We start from the raw sequence: 16,779 nt of genomic DNA, 5'->3' as shown, positions 1-16,779 counted from the left end.
CTCATTTTTTGTGGGTGGGATAAACGGTGAAAGGGTACAAGAAAGCAGGAGATGCGGCAATGGCATCCCGTTTATGGGAAGGCCCCGTATCGATGGGGCCTGGATCGACATACGGTTATTTTTTAGCGGCGAATAACGTCGGTGCCCACGGGGTTGGGTCAACGTCCATAAACGGGGCGCGTTCAAACCGGGATTTCAACGCCCATGGTACAGTACAGTCGAATAGGGTCTTGCAGGAAATGCCATTTGCGCGAATCGAGTGACTGTAATCCGACGTCTGAGAGGGATCCAACTGATGACCGCGAATACCGGGAAGATGGGTAATACTGACATCGCCCTGCATCCGGGTTGTCATCGCCCAAAGAATGTCATCACTGTCAAAAATATCCACATCTTCGTCGACGAGTATGATGTTCTTGAGTTCAGAGTAGGTGGCTAGCGCAATAAGCGCCGCCTGTCCCTGACGGCCTTCATCTGACGGCTGGCGTTTTTTGACCTGCAAAATGCCGAGGAACTTACCTCCACCAGCGGTATGCGCGTACACATTTTGCAGAAAACCGGGAATAGCTTCCTCAACGGCGTTGCGGATACTGGCCTCGGTTGGCAAACCAGCGAGGGTGGTATGCTCTTCGCCTGGACCCACCAGCGTTTGCAGGATCGCCTGCTGACGCATAGTAACGGCTTTCACCTTAATGACGGGTAAGGAAGGGTTTGCCTCGCCGCAATAACCGGGGAATTCCGGCATCGCGTGTCCGGTGTTGGTATGTTGATCTTCTCTTACGCGTACCCCAGGCAGAAGCTCGCCTTCGATAATGATCTCAGCGCGCGCAATCGCTTTTTCCTGTACGGCCACCCCCTGAACCAGTTCTACGGGTTGCTGGCGTAATGCGCCTGCAACACCCAGTTCATTGTAACCAAATGGCGTGGTTGGTGCTTCGAAACAGGCTCCAATGTAAATAGCCGGATCCAGCCCCATGTTAATAGTGACCGGCAGCGGTTTTCCGGCATCTTCGGCTTTTTTGCGGAACACTTCGATATGGCGACCGGCGGCAAGAAACATAGAGAGTTCATCACGCTCCTGGACGCAGAGACGGTGGATCGTGACGTCGGTAAGAGAAGCGTCTTGCGGATCGCTTGCCAGCACCAGTCCGAGGCAGAAAAACGGGCCGGCATCGACAGGCGTGTTGGTCGGTGCCGGCAGAAGTTTACGCAGATCAAAATCAGGATCGTCTGCATAAAATACCTGCTCCTGACAGGGGGCCTGAGCAGCCGGAACGACAACGGGGGCGAGCGGATTTTTTACCGCCTGGCCCACGTGCTGTGCCAGTTTTGAAGGCTCGCAGCCCAGCAACAGAGCCGCCCGTTCACGACTGGCATGCATACCGACAAGAATTCGGGAATCGGGGTAACCTTTGACGGTGTTAAACATCATGGCCGGGCCAATGCGGGTAGGTCTTTTTACCGTTCCTCCCGCACCGATGTGGCGATATACACCCGCCAGTTCAGCGTTCGGGTCAACCGGGTGGTTGGTTTCAATATACTGGCCGTCGTGACGCTGCAGTAAGGCGATGGCACTTCTGAGATCGTTAATGGGGTTTTCCATTCTTCCTCCTTCGAATCAATGACTCCATTTTTAGTCGAATGATCGATACGATCAATTGCATCATTAATGCATTATTGATAATTTTTTTATTATTAATAATAGGGGGGAGTTATGCAGTTCCGACTGATGCGAAATTTTATTACTGTTGCGGAAGAACTCCACATGCACCGCGCCGCAGAGCGTTTGAATATGGCGCAACCGGCCTTAAGCCAGCAGATTAAAACCCTTGAGGAACGTCTCGGCGTGATCCTTTTCAGCCGGGCAAACCGCCGTTTAACGCTAACGCCTGCCGGCGAGGCATTTCTCAGTAAGTCCAGAATGGCTATCGCCATGACCGAGCAGGCTATTCTGGATGCCCGGCAGACGGCAAGAGGTGAGCAGGGGGTACTTAACCTCGGATGCGTGTCGAGCGCGATGTTCGATAGCAAACTGCCAACGCTGCTACGCCAAACGCACGCGCGCTGGCCGGCTGTAACCATTTCACTGATGACGGGAAATGTTCAAACGCTGTACGCCGCTGTACAGAGCAATCAACTGGATGTTGCTATCATTCGTGCGCCGCTTCCGTTGCTGCCAGACTGTCTCCAAAGCCGCCCCTTTAGCGCTGAGAAAACAGTGCTCGCGGTCTATGCCCACCATCCACTCGCAGACTCCACCGCGCTTACGCTCGCATCTGTTATAGACGAGAAATGGATCTCCCTGCGCGATCCCGAGGGGATGGGGCTGGAGCAATATTTCTGGGATGCCTGCCACGGCGCAGGCTTTCAGCCCAATGTGGTACAAAACGCAAGCGACGTTCCCACCGTTATCAGTCTGGTATCGGCGGGGTTTGGGATTGCGCTGCTACCGGCTTCGGCGAAAGCGGTAAGCGTAGAGAACGTTATTTATGTCGATATTCTTGACCGACTCAGGCCGAGCCAATTGATGCTGGTTTGTCACAACATCATCCGCTCAGCGGTAGTGAAAAAATTCCTCACGGCGCTCGAACAACTCTGACATCCTGCGTCAGCTTCACTATTTGGCTTTACTCTAAAAGAACACCATCAGGGTTTTATATTCTTCTTTATTTGTAAAACGTATTTTTCAGATGTATTTTAGAATCTTGTGTGAGTGTTAATTGAAATGCCAATATGAATCTCAACATAAAAAAACCGACCCGTAATACAGAATGTTATATAAGGGTGAATTAATGCTGTCAGCCCTGAGTAAGTACTCTTTATCGTCAGTTGTAAACCAACCACCTGGTACTGTAGCTTCGACGCCTGCGTATCTGAGCAACGTTATGCAAAATAGAAGACGTATTCGGCGTCTGGACCCCCATTGTGTCAAAATATCACACAGGGATAAGTATTATGATCCTATTTCTCATGGTCGTGGGCGAAAACTTGAAAGTATAAAAACATCCTTTGTTAACAACATAAACTCCTTAAAAAAATACAGTGTAAGTATTAATACTAAAACCTATACGCAATTAGGTCCGTCCGGGCAGCAAGAAAAAGAAAGATACATCGATGAAAAATTTCTCTCTTTTGTGAATGGCTTGTGGATTGGAAAAAAAGACGATCGCGTATTACGTTTTTATCTGCCAAAAGACAAAGGGAATTTCAGAGTCGAGCTTGCGCACAGAAATAAGTTGAACATGAATACTGATTCTTTATATGAGTTTCAGATGAGAGCAGGTTATGCGGCACGTAGTGTGATTTTCTTTCAGGTAAAAGAGAGCGGCGGTAATATGACGACTACCGGGCGAGGCAAGCCTCCGGTTTCTCTTCATCTAAAGAATGAGAAAGAGATCCATATTGCCATCAACTCTGAGCATGGCAGTGTGTTAAGACAAAAAATAGCGACGCTCAGTTGCCCTCAAGAATGGTATAACTTTAAAATCAGGATAGTCTGGAACAGAAAACATCCCAATATTCAGGTAGCGATTAATGGGCGAAGTGTATTTGAGACTCATGTGACATTCGGTGCGCAAAATTCCAGTAGCCATTACAGTAAGTTTGGCATATATGTTCCTCAACAGAAACACGAAGAAGGGGTTCAGGATACCTCCTTTCTGTTCGATAACGTTAAAGAAATTCATCGCTTTGCTATGTATAAGAAACAACGCTAATCCTCCCTGTCACACTGAGCTGACTGACTGGTTTGCGCTGGGGTTAAAAGCGAACGCCCGCTCGGGCGTTCTCCTCCTCGCAGGCTAAATGCCCGGTTTAAGATAACGCTCTCGCACATCCGCACTCACATTCCTGGTCTAAGCTTGTAATTCGTTACGCATAAAATGTGGATCAATCGAGGACGATGAATGGAATTCAGGACATTTCAAAAGCAGTGGGGGGCTGAGTTTATTTCCAGTGACGTTGTGCGTTTTCGCGTCTGGGCTGAAGGGCAAAACGATATGACGCTGCGTCTGCCAGAAAATGATATTCAGATGATGGCGGCCGGAGACGGCTGGTATCAGGTTGACGTGCCGGGCATCAGGCACGGCACGGCGTACCAGTTCGTTTTGCAGGATGGTATGGCAGTCCCCGACCCGGCCTCGCGCGCGCAAAAAGGGGATGTAAACGGCCCCTCTATCGTCATTGATTCCAGCCGATATCTGCATGCTAACCGTGGCTGGAAAGGGCGCGCATGGGAAGAGACCATTATTTATGAACTGCATATCGGCACCTTTACCCCAGAGGGAACATTCCGGGCGGCTATTGATAAGCTGCCGTATCTCGCCGAACTGGGTGTGACCCAACTGGAAGTGATGCCGGTGTCGCAGTTTGGTGGCTCGCGGGGATGGGGATACGACGGCGTGCTGCTGTATGCGCCGCACTCAGCCTACGGAACGCCGGAAGAGTTCCATGCCTTTATCGACGCTGCGCATGGGCTTGGGCTTTCAGTGGTGCTGGATATTGTGCTTAACCACTTTGGCCCGGAGGGAAATTATCTGCCCTTATTGTCGCCGGCCTTTTTTGATTCGCAGCGAAAGACGCCCTGGGGTAACGGTATCGCTTATGAAAACGACGCCGTCAGATCCTATATCATCGAAGCGCCGCTGTATTGGTTAACCGAATATCATCTCGACGGCCTGCGGTTTGACGCCATCGACCAGATTAAAGACGCGTCGGCCAAACATATCCTGCAGGAGATCGCTGAGCGTATCCGTCAGTTTATCCCCGATCGTCATATCCATCTCACCACCGAAGACAGCCGTAACGTCATTTTTCTGCACCCACGGGATGAGCACGGCGAAACGCCACTTTTTACCGCCGAGTGGAATGATGATTTTCACAACGCTGCGCATGTCTTTGCGACCGGCGAAACCCACGCCTACTATCAGGATTTTGCGCATCAGCCTGAGCAGAAATTTGCCAGAGCGCTCAGCGATGGTTTTGTCTACCAGGGCGAAATATCCCCTCAGAGCGGAGAGCCCAGAGGGGTTGATTGCCATACCCAGCCACCACAGTTCTTTGTCGATTTTATCCAGAACCACGATCAGACGGGTAACCGTGCTCAGGGGGACCGGTTAATCACCCTGGCCGGGGCAGATAAGACAAGGGTGCTGCTTATAGCGCTGCTGCTTTCACCCCATATTCCGTTGCTGTTTATGGGAGAAGAGTACGGTGAAACGCATCCGTTTCTGTTCTTTACCGATTTTCACGGCAAACTCGCCAGCGCCGTGCGGGAAGGACGTGCGAAAGAGTTTACGGGCTATGCCGGGCACGGTGAATCCGTGCCGGATCCCAATGATGTGAATACCTTTAACCACTCCAAACTTAACTGGGATCGCATCGCCACGGAAGAGGGCAAAACGTGGCTGCGGCTCACCCGTAAGCTGCTTGAGTTGCGACACCGCTATATCGTGCCGCTACTGCGTGCGGGCGGTACTGCGGACGGCGACATCATGCATACCGCGCCGGGCGTCGTGGCCGTGCGGTGGCAGTTTTCGGGCGGAACGTTGTCGCTGGCGCTTAATATCAGCCACAGCCCCGTTGTGTTGCCAGAGCTGGCTGGCGAAACGCTCTTTGCGTGGCCGGAAGTTGATGACATTTTGCCTGCGAACAGCATCGTTATTCGTTTTGCTAATGGAGATGCGCCGTTATGATCCCTACCGCCACCTACCGTATTCAGTTTCGCAACGGCATGACGTTCGACAGGGTCATTGACCTGGTGCCGTATTTTAAGGACCTCGGCATCAGCCATCTTTACGCGTCACCCATTTTTACCGCAACGACGGATTCAACCCACGGCTATGATGTCACTGACCCAAATGAAATCGACCCGGCGATTGGCGGTCGTGAAGGCTTTAATCGCCTGGCGGCGGCGCTCAAGCAGGCGGGACTGGGGCTGATTCTGGACATCGTCCCTAACCATATGTCCACTTCACTTGAGAATCGCTGGTGGCGCGATGTGATTGAACATGGCAAACAGAGCCGCTATGCCCGCTATTTTGATATCGACTGGTCACGACCGCTGACGTTGCCGTTCCTGGGTGATAGCTTTAACGCCGAGTTGGAAAAGGGGGCATTGACGCTTGAGCGTGACAGTGTCACCGATGGCGCCTCACTGGTTTATTACGACGCGGCTTATCCGCTCAATCCAGGCACCTTCGCCGAGGACAAAAGTCTCGCTGAGATCCACGAGGCGCAAAGCTGGCGATTACTCTCCTGGCGAGAAGCGTCCAGGCAGTTATCCTGGCGTCGCTTTTTTGAAATTACCGGTCTGGTCGGATTAAGAGTGGAAGATGAGACGGTGTTTGAGGAGACGCACCGCCTGATCCTCGAACTGGTCCACGCGGGCATTGTCGATGGTTTACGCATCGACCATATCGACGGCCTCGCGGATCCGCTGGAATACTTACAGCGTTTGCGCCAGGCGGCGGGTGACGAGTGCTACATCACGGTCGAGAAGATCCTGGCGAAGGGGGAACAGCTTCCGCCCGAATGGCCGGTATCGGGCACCACGGGCTATGAGTTCATCGCCTCGCTGGCCCAGGTGCTGGTAGACGACAACAATCTGGAACATCTTGAAAAAGTCCATGACCAGACGCTGGGTGAAACCGTGGACCGCCTCGCTGAACTACGTGATGCCAAAGCGTTGATGACCGACCGCAACTTTGAAGGCGAATTTACTACCCTGTTGACGCTCGCCAGCGAACTGGCGCGGCGCAATAACCTTGATGTGCCCACGCAGGAGATTCGCCATGCGTTGCGCGAACTGCTGATCGCCTTCCCGGTTTACCGTACCTACGGGACCCGCGAGGGGTTAACCGCACCCGATGTCGCTTTGCTTAATCAGGTGGTTACGAGCGTAAACACCTCTGAAGCCGCGCTGACCCTGATCGTGCGTATCCTGACCGGCGATCTGCCCGAGCATGATCGGGAGACCGCCGCCCTGTTCAGAACTCGCTTTCAACAGCTCACCGGCCCGCTTATGGCCAAATCCGTAGAAGATACGCTGTTCTTTCGCCATAACCTCGAACTTGCGTTAAATGAAGTAGGGGCCGACCCGGTACCGCGCAGCTTTTCGGTATCCCGTTTTCACCAGGAGATGCGCATCCGTCTGGCCCGTCAGCCCGACGCGCTGTTAGGCACCTCGACCCATGACACCAAACGCGGAGAAGATGCCCGGGCGCGTTTGTATACCCTGACCGAAGCGCCGGAACAGTGGGAGCAGTGCCTGGCACGCTGGCGGCAAATGAACCAGACCCGAGTGAGGTTCCTCAACGACGGCACCGCGCCAAACGCCGCCGATAGCTGGATGATTTATCAGGCGCTGGCTGGGGTCTGGCCTGCAACCTTGTCACCGGACGATCGGCAAGGGCTTGAGTCACTCGAAGCGCGTTTCCTCGGTTTCATCGAAAAGGCCCTGCGCGAGGCCAAACAGCGTACCGACTGGATTGACAGCAACGAAAGCTACGAGAACGTGGTGATGGACTATGTCCGACATCTGCTGTCGCCGGACAATACCCTGTTCCTGCAGGATTTCAGCGATTCGTTGCAGCCATTTATTCGCGCGGGGTTGATGAACAGCCTTAGCCAGACGGTGCTCAAACTCACCGCCCCGGGCGTACCGGACATCTATCAGGGTAGCGAAGCGCTGAACTTTAGCCTGGTAGATCCGGATAACCGCCTTGAACCGGACTTTACTGCGCTGGTGCAGCAACTTGCCACGGCGGATCGGCGCGTATTTGATGATGAGCAGTGCTGGCGGGACGGTAGCGTGAAGCAGTATGTCACCGCCACGCTGTTGCGGCTCAGGCCGCACTATCCGGCGCTGTTTGCCTATGGCGACTGGTTACCGTTAAAAGTAACCGGTGAACGCGAAGATAACCTGATTGTCTATGCCCGCGTGAAAGACCAACAGGCGCTGGTTGTGGCGGTGCCGCGACTGATGTTTGACGTGACGTCAAGTGAACAACTGTGGGTCAACACCACGGTCACCCTGCCCAAAGAGCTGGTCGGGAAACGCTTTCGGGACGTCTTCAGCGGGGAAAGGCGTACGCTGCCAGAGACGCTGGATCTCACGTCAGACAAGGGATACGTACGGGTACTGATAACCTGCGATGAAGGTGGAGAATAACTATGACAAAGGGTAACGCATTTGAAATCCGGGCCGGTCATGGCCAGCAGTTAGGGGCGAATTACGACGGCAAAGGCGTCAATTTTGCGCTTTTTTCGGCGCATGCAGAGCGAGTGGAACTCTGTCTGTACGATGCTGCGGGTAAAAACGAAATCATCCGTCTGGAGCTACCGGAATATACTCATGAAGTCTGGCATGGTTACGTGCCTGACCTGAAACCCGGTGCGTTATATGGCTATCGCGTGTACGGGCCTTACGATCCAGAGAACGGTCATCGTTTTAATGCGCATAAGCTGCTCATTGACCCCTATGCCCGTGAACTGGTGGGGGATATCGACTGGAACGAGGCGCATTTTGGCTATGCGTTAGGGCATGACGATAAAGATCTGAGCTTTGATACACGCGACAGCGCGCCGTTCACGCCTAAGTGTAAGGTCATCGACCCAAATGCTTTCGACTGGCAGGATAACAACCGGCCAAACGTCGCCTGGCCAAATACCCTGGTCTACGAAAGCCACGTCAAAGGGTTCACCCAGCTCAATCCGGCGATCCCGCCCGAACTGCGCGGCACTTTCGAAGGTATGGGCCATAAAGCGTCGGTGGACTATATCAAAAGCCTGGGGATTACCTCGGTCGAACTGCTTCCGATCCACTGGTTCCCGGACGATCAACACCTGCTTGATCGGGGGATGAAGAATTTCTGGGGGTACAACACGCTCGGCTTTTTTGCCCCGGCATCGCGTTATTACGGTCCGGCGGGGATTCAGGGGGTTCGCGATATGGTGCGCGCCTATCACGATGCGGGCATCGAAGTGATTCTGGACGTGGTGTATAACCACACGGCGGAAGGCAACGAGCTGGGACCCACGCTCTCGTTCAAAGGTATTGATAACTTCTGCTATTACCGTACCTTGCCGGACCAGCATCGTTACTACATCAACGATACCGGTACGGGAAATACGGTTAACACTTCGCACCCGAGGGTGCTACAGATGGTGATGGACTCCCTACGCTACTGGGCCGAATCCATGCATATTGACGGCTTTCGTTTCGATCTCGGGACAATTCTGGGTCGCGAGCCGGAAGGGTTCGATCCGCGTGGTGGCTTTTTTGATGCGATAAGCCAGGATCCGCTGTTATCCAGACTCAAGCTTATCGGGGAACCCTGGGATATCGGCCCGGGCGGGTACCAGGTGGGCGGATTCCCACCAGGATGGGGCGAATGGAACGATAAATACCGTGATACCGTGCGTGAATACTGGAAGGGGGATAATGTCTCAACCGACTTCGCCGCCCGCCTGCTTGGCTCCGGCGATTTGTACGATCTGCGCGGACGTCGCCCCTGGGCAAGCGTCAATTTCATTACCGCCCATGACGGCTTCACGCTCAATGACCTTGTGTCATACAACGAGAAGCATAATGCCGACAATGGCGAAGGGAATAACGACGGGCATAACGATAACCGTTCTTATAATTATGGTGAGGAAGGGCCGACGGAAAATGAGGATATCCTTGCCACCCGCGAACGGCAGAAACGTAATTTCCTGACCACGCTGCTACTCTCCCACGGTACACCGATGCTGCTGGCGGGGGATGAATTTGGTCGGACGCAAAAAGGCAATAACAACGGCTATTGCCAGGACAGCGAGATCTCATGGATTAACTGGCAAGGCTTGTCTGAAAACGACAGTGCGCTTCGCGAATTTACCCGGCGTTTAATTGCCCTTCGTGCCCGGCAGCCCTTGCTGCGCAGGGAAAGCTGGCGTGACGGGCTAGAGATCCGCTGGTTTAACGCCGGAGGCGGGCCACAGCAGTCTGAACAGTGGGATGAGGGGTCAACGCTTGGCGTCTCTATCAGCAGGGCGGATCTTAAACAGGAGGAGGGCATCTGGCACGATGTGCTAATGCTGTTTAATCCGTTCGACGGTGCTGTGCCGTTCCAGATCCCGCAGACGGGTGACAAAGGTTGGGTGCTTGAGTTATCTACGGCTGATGATAACGCTGCTGGAGCCGTTATTACCCATGCCGTGGATTATGTGCTGGCCGGAAGAAGCATCACGTTATTCAGACGGCCATAACCTACACTGATGCCGCTGCCGGGTCTTCGTATTATTGCCCGGCAGCAATCCCCGGTCCGGCGCTGCCCCGCTCAATGGTTTAGTAAGTAAATTATAAATATCTGATTTCATTTCAATCCCCCAAAATTAACCGTCTCCACGCCTGGAATATCCCAGGACGCAGGGATTACAACCTGTTCAGTTCCCCCTGGGACGGTATGTCATTCAGGGATGCTGCCAGTGGAACGGATGATAGTGGCTGACAAACCGGAAATAGATGTCGTCCAGTGATATTTCCTGACTGTGATGAAGCATGGTTTCCCGTTTGCGCGGCCGTTATGTGATTAATTATTACGTTTACTCACCCTTAACCCCCTCTCCTGGCTGACAGGCGAATGTTAGCACACAGATTATTGAGCGAGGACGCGGTGAAAACAGGGCGCAGGAGTGCGTACGCGGATTGGTTGCGATTTAATATGTTATACTATAACATTTGTATTCTTATAAACGGACGAGGGTTATGTTTTGGCGGCACATATTGGAAAATTTGCAATGACTCTGGGGGCGTTGCTGGTGAGCGGCCCGCTGTTTGCCCACTCGCACGGACATCAGATGACCGAAGCGGAACAGAAGGCGGCTAACGGCGTTTTTGAAGACAAGGACGTTAAGGACAGAGAACTGTCGGACTGGGACGGCACCTGGCAGTCGGTCTATCCATTCCTGCTTGATGGCTCGCTGGATCCGGTGTTTAAAAAGAAAGTCGAAAAGGATAAAAGCAAATCCTTTGATAAGGTTAAAGCCTACTATCGTGCGGGTTATAAGACGAATGTAGAGGCGATCGGCATTGAAAATAATGTCATGGAATTCCACACCGGTGATACAGTAACAAGCTGCCATTATGACTATAGCGGCTTCAAAATCCTGACCTATGCGTCGGGGAAAAAGGGCGTACGTTATCTCTTCGAGTGTAAGGATGCAGACAGCAAAGCGCCGAAATTTGTTCAGTTCAGCGATCATACCATCGCGCCGAAAGCGTCTGCCCACTTCCATCTCTTTATGGGTAATACCTCGCACGAGGCCCTGCTGAAAGAGATGGATAACTGGCCGACCTATTACCCGAACGAGATGTTCAGGGAGCAGGTGGTGGAGGAAATGCTACATCACTAATGGTTACGCCGGGTGGCATTGTGCCTTCCCGGCCTTTCAATTCTGCCCGTACTGTATCTCATCTGTATCTCTTCGGTGTGTAAAATTGCTCTTCGTCTTAATTCATGGATTTTATAACATTAACCCCTGCTAAATAAACTATCTCTTTGTTGATAAAGCCCTGAGTCGAAAATATAAGCGGTTATTCGACTGGGGCTATTTTTATCAACATAATTTAAGTGTTAATATTTCCAGGAGTTATTATGCAATGCTATAAACAATTGCTGACCCTTGCATTTGTTATTTCTGTATCTTTCATGACGCAACAATCAGCTTTAGCATCAATAACTCTGGGGGGCACGCGTTTTGTCTATGGCGCGTCTGATGACAGTTTATCAATAAACGTTAAAAACCGGGATAAAAACCCCTATCTGGTTCAGTCATGGATTTCAGTGTATACGCCGCCTGGCCAGGCCTCAAAAAAATCAGCTTCAGTTAAGAACGATACAGTAAAGAAAATCCCCTTCATTGTGACTCCTCCTTTATTTAAAATTGAGGCTGATGAATCCTATGTATTAAATATTGTCAAAACGGAAAGTTTACCCTTACCACAGGACAGAGAGTCGGTGTTTTACCTTAACGTGAAGGCCATTCCCGGCAAGGTAAAAGACAAAAAAAGCAGTTTGATGATCTCGGTTGACTCCTCAATGAAGCTGTTCTATCGCCCATCCAGCCTTGAAGGCGCGCTCGCCGACGCGGCAGGGCAACAGTTAACTTACAAACAGAGCGGATCTAACCTCGTCGTGAATAACCCCACGGCCTATTTTGTGACCTTATATTCGCTGGCTATTAATGGCGTAAAAATCAAAATGCCGGTCAATTCCATGTTGGATCCCTTTGGCAATATGTCTTTTCCAGCCCCGGGCAGTGTTCATACTCTTACATGGCAAACATTAGGTGACCAGGGACAGATTTCTCAAGCAAAGACCGTTTCCTTATAAATTACGCAGGATCATAGACGGATGGATGCCCGGTTTTATTTTTTCAGTTCGGCTGCAGGTTTAGTTTTATGCTCAGGAAACGTTCATTGTGCCGAGTTTTCATTCGATAGTTTTGCCATTGAGAATACAAACCAAACGATGGCAAAAAATATTAACCTGAACCAATTTAATGGATACTCCCACCCGGAGGGAGAATATTATGTCGCCGTCAGAATAAATAACAAACTGGTTGCCAGAACCAAACTTAATTTTGTGCATAATAAAGAAGGTAAGCTTGCTCCTGTTTTGTCTATTGCGACGCTGCATACCTTTGGTCTATTTTTTGCCGATGATGCCATTGATGCTAATGAAAAGCTGGCGTTTCCAGGGGCGCTGGAAGGGGTATCGGTCACGTTTAACTTCATCAAACAAATACTCGATATCAACATTCCGCAAGCTCTTTTAAAAAATGGGCCAGATGCCGACCTGAGTGTTGTTTCATCGCAGTGGGATGAGGGCGTAAACGCCTTAAGCCTGAATTACGATATCAACGGAGCGCAAAAACAAGAGCAAGGGGAGAGCTTTAAGCCCGAAGAGCAGTACATGCGCCTGATGAGCGGGGCTAACGTTGGCGCATGGCGGTTTCGCAGCATTGGCACGCTTGATAAACCTGAGGACGATAATACCACCTGGAGCAGCGACCAGGTGTGGGTGCAGCGCGATATTCCCCTGCTGCGAAGCATGCTGATCGCCGGTGATAGTAGCAGCGATGGCGCACTCTTTGATAGCGTTTCCTACCGCGGGGTTTCCCTTGCGACGGATAACGCCATGTACTCCGACCAGGCGCAGGGCTATGCCCCCGTCATCCGGGGCATCGCCCGAACATCAAATGCCCAGGTCGAAATTAGCCAGAACGGCAATGTGATTTCTAAGCGCTATGTTTCTGCCGGACCGTTCGTGATTAACGATCTTTATCCGCAGTCCGGCGGCGGTGAACTCAACGTCAGGATCACCGAGGCTGATGGGAGTACGCATTACTTTACCCAGCCCTGGGGAATGGTTTCCGCTATGCAGCGCCCGGGCCATCTTCGATACAGCGTTAACGCCGGGCGAACCGACAATAACGACGCGGATAATCAGATCTTCTCTCAAATGACCTTTTTTTACGGCCTTCCGGGTGAGATGACGGTTTTCGGCGGGGGACTTGTGGCGCAAAAATACAAGGCTGCTGATGTTGGCTATGCCCTTGGTCTTCAGCAATTTGGCTCGATCTCGGCGGATGTCACCGCCATGCGATTTAATTCCGACACCCTGTACGCAGAGGGGCAAAATTATCGCCTGCAGTATTCCAAAAATCTGATTGATTCCAATACCGATATCTCGCTTTCGTGGTCGTTCGCGCCGTCAGAGAACTATATCGCCTTTCCGGATGCGATAACCCATTACGACGATGACGATGAACTGACGGCGTATCAGAAAAACAAGCTTCAGGTTTCGGTCAATCAACCCATCGGGGACGCCAACACGTTTGCCTTGTCGGCGTGGCGGGCTGAATACTGGCATCGCGATACTCAGGAGAGCCTGTCGCTGTCGGATAACTTTTCTCTGGGCCAGGTTAGCGTCAGCATGGGCTGGGCCTGGACGCAGAATGAAGAGAACGAGACTGAACAGCAGTTCTCGCTCAATGTCCAGATCCCGTTTGCTCTGTTTGCCAAAGACACCTGGGTCTCCCTTGCCAGCAACCTTCAACGTCCAGGCGCACCGTCGCAGTCCCTGGGAATAAACGGTAATGCTTTTGATGATGATTCCCTTAACTGGAATATGAACGCGACGCATGGTGATTCAGCGACAACCGAGCAAAGTGCTAACGTGAATTATAAGGGGCGGCATGGAGAATATTCGGCCAACTATAGCCATGCCACCGCGCGCCAAAGTCTCAGTTATGAGGTAAAAGGCTCCCTCATCGCCTCCGCCTGTGGCATCGCGGCAGGGCAGCCTTTCGACACCAACGACGCGGTTGCGCTGGTTAAGGCCCGTAATGCCCCCGGTTTGGTTATTAAAAATAATCCGGGGGTAGTGACCGATCGTTTCGGCCATGCCATCGTCCCCTATTTACAACCTTATCGGCAGGACACCGTGGCCCTGGATACTGAAAAGATGCGCAGTGATATCGAACCGGGGAATACCGTCGTCTCAACGGTGCCAACCGAGGGGGCTATCGTTGTGGCGGAATTTTCGCCGCACGTCGGCGCAAAACTGTTAGTCACGCTGCGCGCACCTGATGGCGCTCTGCTTCCCTTTGGCGCCACTGCCACGGCGGGGAAGGCGAGCAATGAGGGGATCATCGATGAAAATGGCCAGGTCTATTTGTCCGGCGTGTCGCCTGAGGGCACGATCGTCGCGCAATGGGGCGATCCAGCCCGGGTCTGTCATGCACCCTACAAAATCAAAACAGAGTCAGGAAAACGTCTTTATGAATTACAGCTTCACTGCCAGTAGCGTCTCCCCCTACTGGCGGGCCTCATTTTTTATCGTAGCCCTCTCTGTTCCTGCCGCCCATGCGGGCTGCCATGTTGAACGTACCCAGCGCGTAAAATTTATGCTGCCTGATATCACGCTGTCGGCATCAAACCCGCCGGGTAGTATCCTGGCGCAAAAAACGATCACCCTTTCCGGGGAGAGTGATGAGCAGCCTTTCATCTGTTCCGGCGACGGCCGCGTGACCGGGCTGGCGCGTTACTCCAGCAAAAACGCCCATGGCATTTACTCCACCAATGTACGGGGAATAGGGTATCGTCTTTTGATGGACGATAAACACTTTCCCTGGCGAGCGCCGTTGAGCTGCAAAGGCTTCAACTGCCATCATGCCTGGCCCGTGAAGCCGAAAATAACGTTTCAGTTAGTGCAAACGCTGCCGGCTGTCGAGATGAGCGGCGTGTTGCATCCTGGAGTTTATGGCGTTATCCAGCCCGATAGCGGAAAGCCCGCGGTGCTTATCTCGTTAATGCACGGCGTACATCTGCGCCAGGAGTCATGTATTGTTCAGGATGAGAAAGTCGATTTTGGCGAGGTCGATTTTGACCGAAATGCCTTTCGCGGAACCGTAATCAGCAGCAAACCTTTCGCCTTGCGCTATCAGTGCGCCTTTCAGGGGCCAATCTTAACCCGCTGGGAGGGGGTTGCCACCGACAAGGGTTATTTATCCTCGCCGCAGCTTAAGGATAAAGGCATTGCTATTCGTATTAGCCATTCGCAGGGGAGTCCGCTTTATCTTAACCGGATATTTAAAGTGGCACCGCAAACGGGGGCATTAATGTTTAAAGCAGACTTAATAAGCGATGGCGAACTGTCTCAGGGGAATTTCAACGCGACGGCAACGTTTCATATAATTTATCCGTAACGCCACTAAAAAAGCCGCGACCAGGCGCGGCTTAATTAATCAATATCAGGCTGGGCTGTTATTTATAATCAATATGCAGGGTTGTTGATACCGTAAATGCACCATCATCCACGCCATCCTTAACCAGTTTCATGCTGGCAGCAAGAGGAATGGTAACGTTTCCTTGTGACAGGATATAAGCACTGTCGGTATTAGGGTTAATATAACCCTGGCTATTGATATCTTTAATTTGCAGCGCGATATGATCTTGCTGGTTACCGCTAGGCTTGGTAATACTATATAAAGCGCTATTGCCATCGAAAGCCGTGCCCTGGAACTGCAGAACCGCAGTCTGCAGCGTCGTTGGGCAGTTTTTAATGTCAACGGAAAAAGCAACGTCGTCAGTAATTTCTCCAGCGCCCATGCCTGATGTGTCAATAAGACCCATATCAACTGTATTATCTCCGCCGTTTACAGAGACATTACAAGACGAGCTGGCTAAAATACCGGTAAAATCCACCTGATTATCGGCAGCATTTGCCGCAAACGTGGCGCAGGAAGTCGCAATTGCAGCAGCTATGCTGAATTTGATTAATTGTTTCATTGATGTTTTCCTATAAAAAATAAGTGTGTAATACCGTTCTAGTTAAAACGGTAATAAATCATAAACAGCATTCCAAATAATTCATACTGGTTTAAATGTCCACATTTAGACATGAGGTGTTTCTTAAAATATATAAAATATACAATTTAGGATAATGAGATTTAAACGCGCAAAAAAGCACCTGCGCATATTTTCAGCACAGAGGTAGGTTGGGTTGTTTATTATTTAACCCGTGTGGGAAATATTGATTACAGGACATAACGTTCAGACCGTCTTAATCTCTTAGGTGTAGTTAAGCGAAAAGACGTGCGCTTTTTCACTGGACGTCAGGACATCGGCAAACCAGGCTTTCAGCACCGTCGACTGGCTGCCAATATTAATGATCTGTTCGTAAGCGTTTTTTTTTCGTTATCTTGACGTGTTAACAAAAATTTAATATTCAG

Annotated in this window: 11 protein-coding genes; 9 read left to right on the top strand and 2 right to left on the bottom strand. The window is 51.5% G+C overall.

Annotation, left to right across the window (positions count from 1 at the left end; genetic code table 11):
* Window positions 1-115: 115 nt before the first annotated feature.
* Window positions 116-1,603 (bottom strand): UbiD family decarboxylase, encoded by a 1,488-nt coding sequence (locus NL510_RS11980; RefSeq protein WP_253376934.1) that lies wholly within the window; start codon window positions 1,601-1,603, stop codon window positions 116-118.
* 111 nt (window positions 1,604-1,714) lie between these two features.
* Here NL510_RS11980 and NL510_RS11975 point away from each other — a divergent pair, with 111 nt between their 5' ends.
* From NL510_RS11975 to NL510_RS11935, 9 genes are all read left to right on the top strand, one after another.
* Complete coding sequence (locus NL510_RS11975; RefSeq protein ID WP_253376932.1) at window positions 1,715-2,599, top strand: LysR substrate-binding domain-containing protein; 885 nt, start codon at window positions 1,715-1,717, stop codon at window positions 2,597-2,599.
* A 193-nt stretch (window positions 2,600-2,792) separates the two neighbouring features.
* The gene (locus NL510_RS11970; RefSeq protein ID WP_253376930.1) at window positions 2,793-3,716 is read left to right on the top strand and encodes a heparin lyase I family protein; all 924 of its coding nucleotides are present in this window, start codon (window positions 2,793-2,795) and stop codon (window positions 3,714-3,716) included.
* A gap of 189 nt (window positions 3,717-3,905) precedes the next feature.
* Complete coding sequence (treZ, locus tag NL510_RS11965) at window positions 3,906-5,693, top strand: malto-oligosyltrehalose trehalohydrolase (RefSeq protein ID WP_253376923.1); 1,788 nt, start codon at window positions 3,906-3,908, stop codon at window positions 5,691-5,693.
* Window positions 5,690-8,170 (top strand): malto-oligosyltrehalose synthase, encoded by a 2,481-nt coding sequence (treY, locus tag NL510_RS11960; protein WP_253376921.1) that lies wholly within the window; start codon window positions 5,690-5,692, stop codon window positions 8,168-8,170. Before treZ ends, treY begins: the two co-directional genes overlap by 4 nt.
* 2 nt (window positions 8,171-8,172) lie before the next feature.
* Window positions 8,173-10,248, top strand: coding sequence for a glycogen debranching protein GlgX (gene glgX, locus NL510_RS11955; RefSeq protein ID WP_253376919.1), 2,076 nt, complete (start codon window positions 8,173-8,175; stop codon window positions 10,246-10,248).
* A 504-nt stretch (window positions 10,249-10,752) separates the two neighbouring features.
* Complete coding sequence (gene zinT, locus NL510_RS11950) at window positions 10,753-11,394, top strand: metal-binding protein ZinT (RefSeq protein ID WP_253376917.1); 642 nt, start codon at window positions 10,753-10,755, stop codon at window positions 11,392-11,394.
* Window positions 11,395-11,636: 242 nt separating this feature from the next.
* Window positions 11,637-12,374, top strand: coding sequence for a fimbrial biogenesis chaperone (locus NL510_RS11945; RefSeq protein ID WP_253376895.1), 738 nt, complete (start codon window positions 11,637-11,639; stop codon window positions 12,372-12,374).
* A 21-nt stretch (window positions 12,375-12,395) separates the two neighbouring features.
* The gene (locus tag NL510_RS11940) at window positions 12,396-14,852 is read left to right on the top strand and encodes a fimbria/pilus outer membrane usher protein (protein WP_301308559.1); all 2,457 of its coding nucleotides are present in this window, start codon (window positions 12,396-12,398) and stop codon (window positions 14,850-14,852) included.
* The gene (locus tag NL510_RS11935; RefSeq protein WP_253376891.1) at window positions 14,827-15,753 is read left to right on the top strand and encodes a fimbrial protein; all 927 of its coding nucleotides are present in this window, start codon (window positions 14,827-14,829) and stop codon (window positions 15,751-15,753) included. The genes NL510_RS11940 and NL510_RS11935 overlap by 26 nt, the downstream gene beginning before the upstream one ends.
* 58 nt (window positions 15,754-15,811) lie before the next feature.
* On the opposite strand, the gene NL510_RS11930 is transcribed toward NL510_RS11935, so the two are convergent.
* Window positions 15,812-16,336, bottom strand: a complete 525-nt coding sequence (locus tag NL510_RS11930) for a fimbrial protein (protein WP_253376889.1) — start codon at window positions 16,334-16,336, stop codon at window positions 15,812-15,814.
* Window positions 16,337-16,779 lie beyond the last annotated feature (443 nt).

This window comes from unidentified bacterial endosymbiont, assembly GCF_918797525.1.
Classification (GTDB): Bacteria; Pseudomonadota; Gammaproteobacteria; order Enterobacterales; family Enterobacteriaceae; genus Enterobacter.
The sequence above is the reverse complement of the archived record's forward strand: the minus strand, read 5'-3'. Positions and strand labels throughout refer to the sequence as shown.

What these genes read in the sequence shown, in the direction of transcription:
- NL510_RS11980 (WP_253376934.1), bottom strand. Translation starts at nt 1,603, where the DNA reads ATGGAAAACCCCATTAACGATCTCAGAAGTGCCATCGCCTTACTGCAG.
- NL510_RS11975 (WP_253376932.1), top strand. Translation starts at nt 1,715, where the DNA reads ATGCAGTTCCGACTGATGCGAAATTTTATTACTGTTGCGGAAGAACTC.
- NL510_RS11970 (WP_253376930.1), top strand. Translation starts at nt 2,793, where the DNA reads ATGCTGTCAGCCCTGAGTAAGTACTCTTTATCGTCAGTTGTAAACCAA.
- treZ (WP_253376923.1), top strand. Translation starts at nt 3,906, where the DNA reads ATGGAATTCAGGACATTTCAAAAGCAGTGGGGGGCTGAGTTTATTTCC.
- treY (WP_253376921.1), top strand. Translation starts at nt 5,690, where the DNA reads ATGATCCCTACCGCCACCTACCGTATTCAGTTTCGCAACGGCATGACG.
- glgX (WP_253376919.1), top strand. Translation starts at nt 8,173, where the DNA reads ATGACAAAGGGTAACGCATTTGAAATCCGGGCCGGTCATGGCCAGCAG.
- NL510_RS11945 (WP_253376895.1), top strand. Translation starts at nt 11,637, where the DNA reads ATGCAATGCTATAAACAATTGCTGACCCTTGCATTTGTTATTTCTGTA.
- NL510_RS11940 (WP_301308559.1), top strand. Translation starts at nt 12,396, where the DNA reads ATGGATGCCCGGTTTTATTTTTTCAGTTCGGCTGCAGGTTTAGTTTTA.
- NL510_RS11935 (WP_253376891.1), top strand. Translation starts at nt 14,827, where the DNA reads ATGAATTACAGCTTCACTGCCAGTAGCGTCTCCCCCTACTGGCGGGCC.
- NL510_RS11930 (WP_253376889.1), bottom strand. Translation starts at nt 16,336, where the DNA reads ATGAAACAATTAATCAAATTCAGCATAGCTGCTGCAATTGCGACTTCC.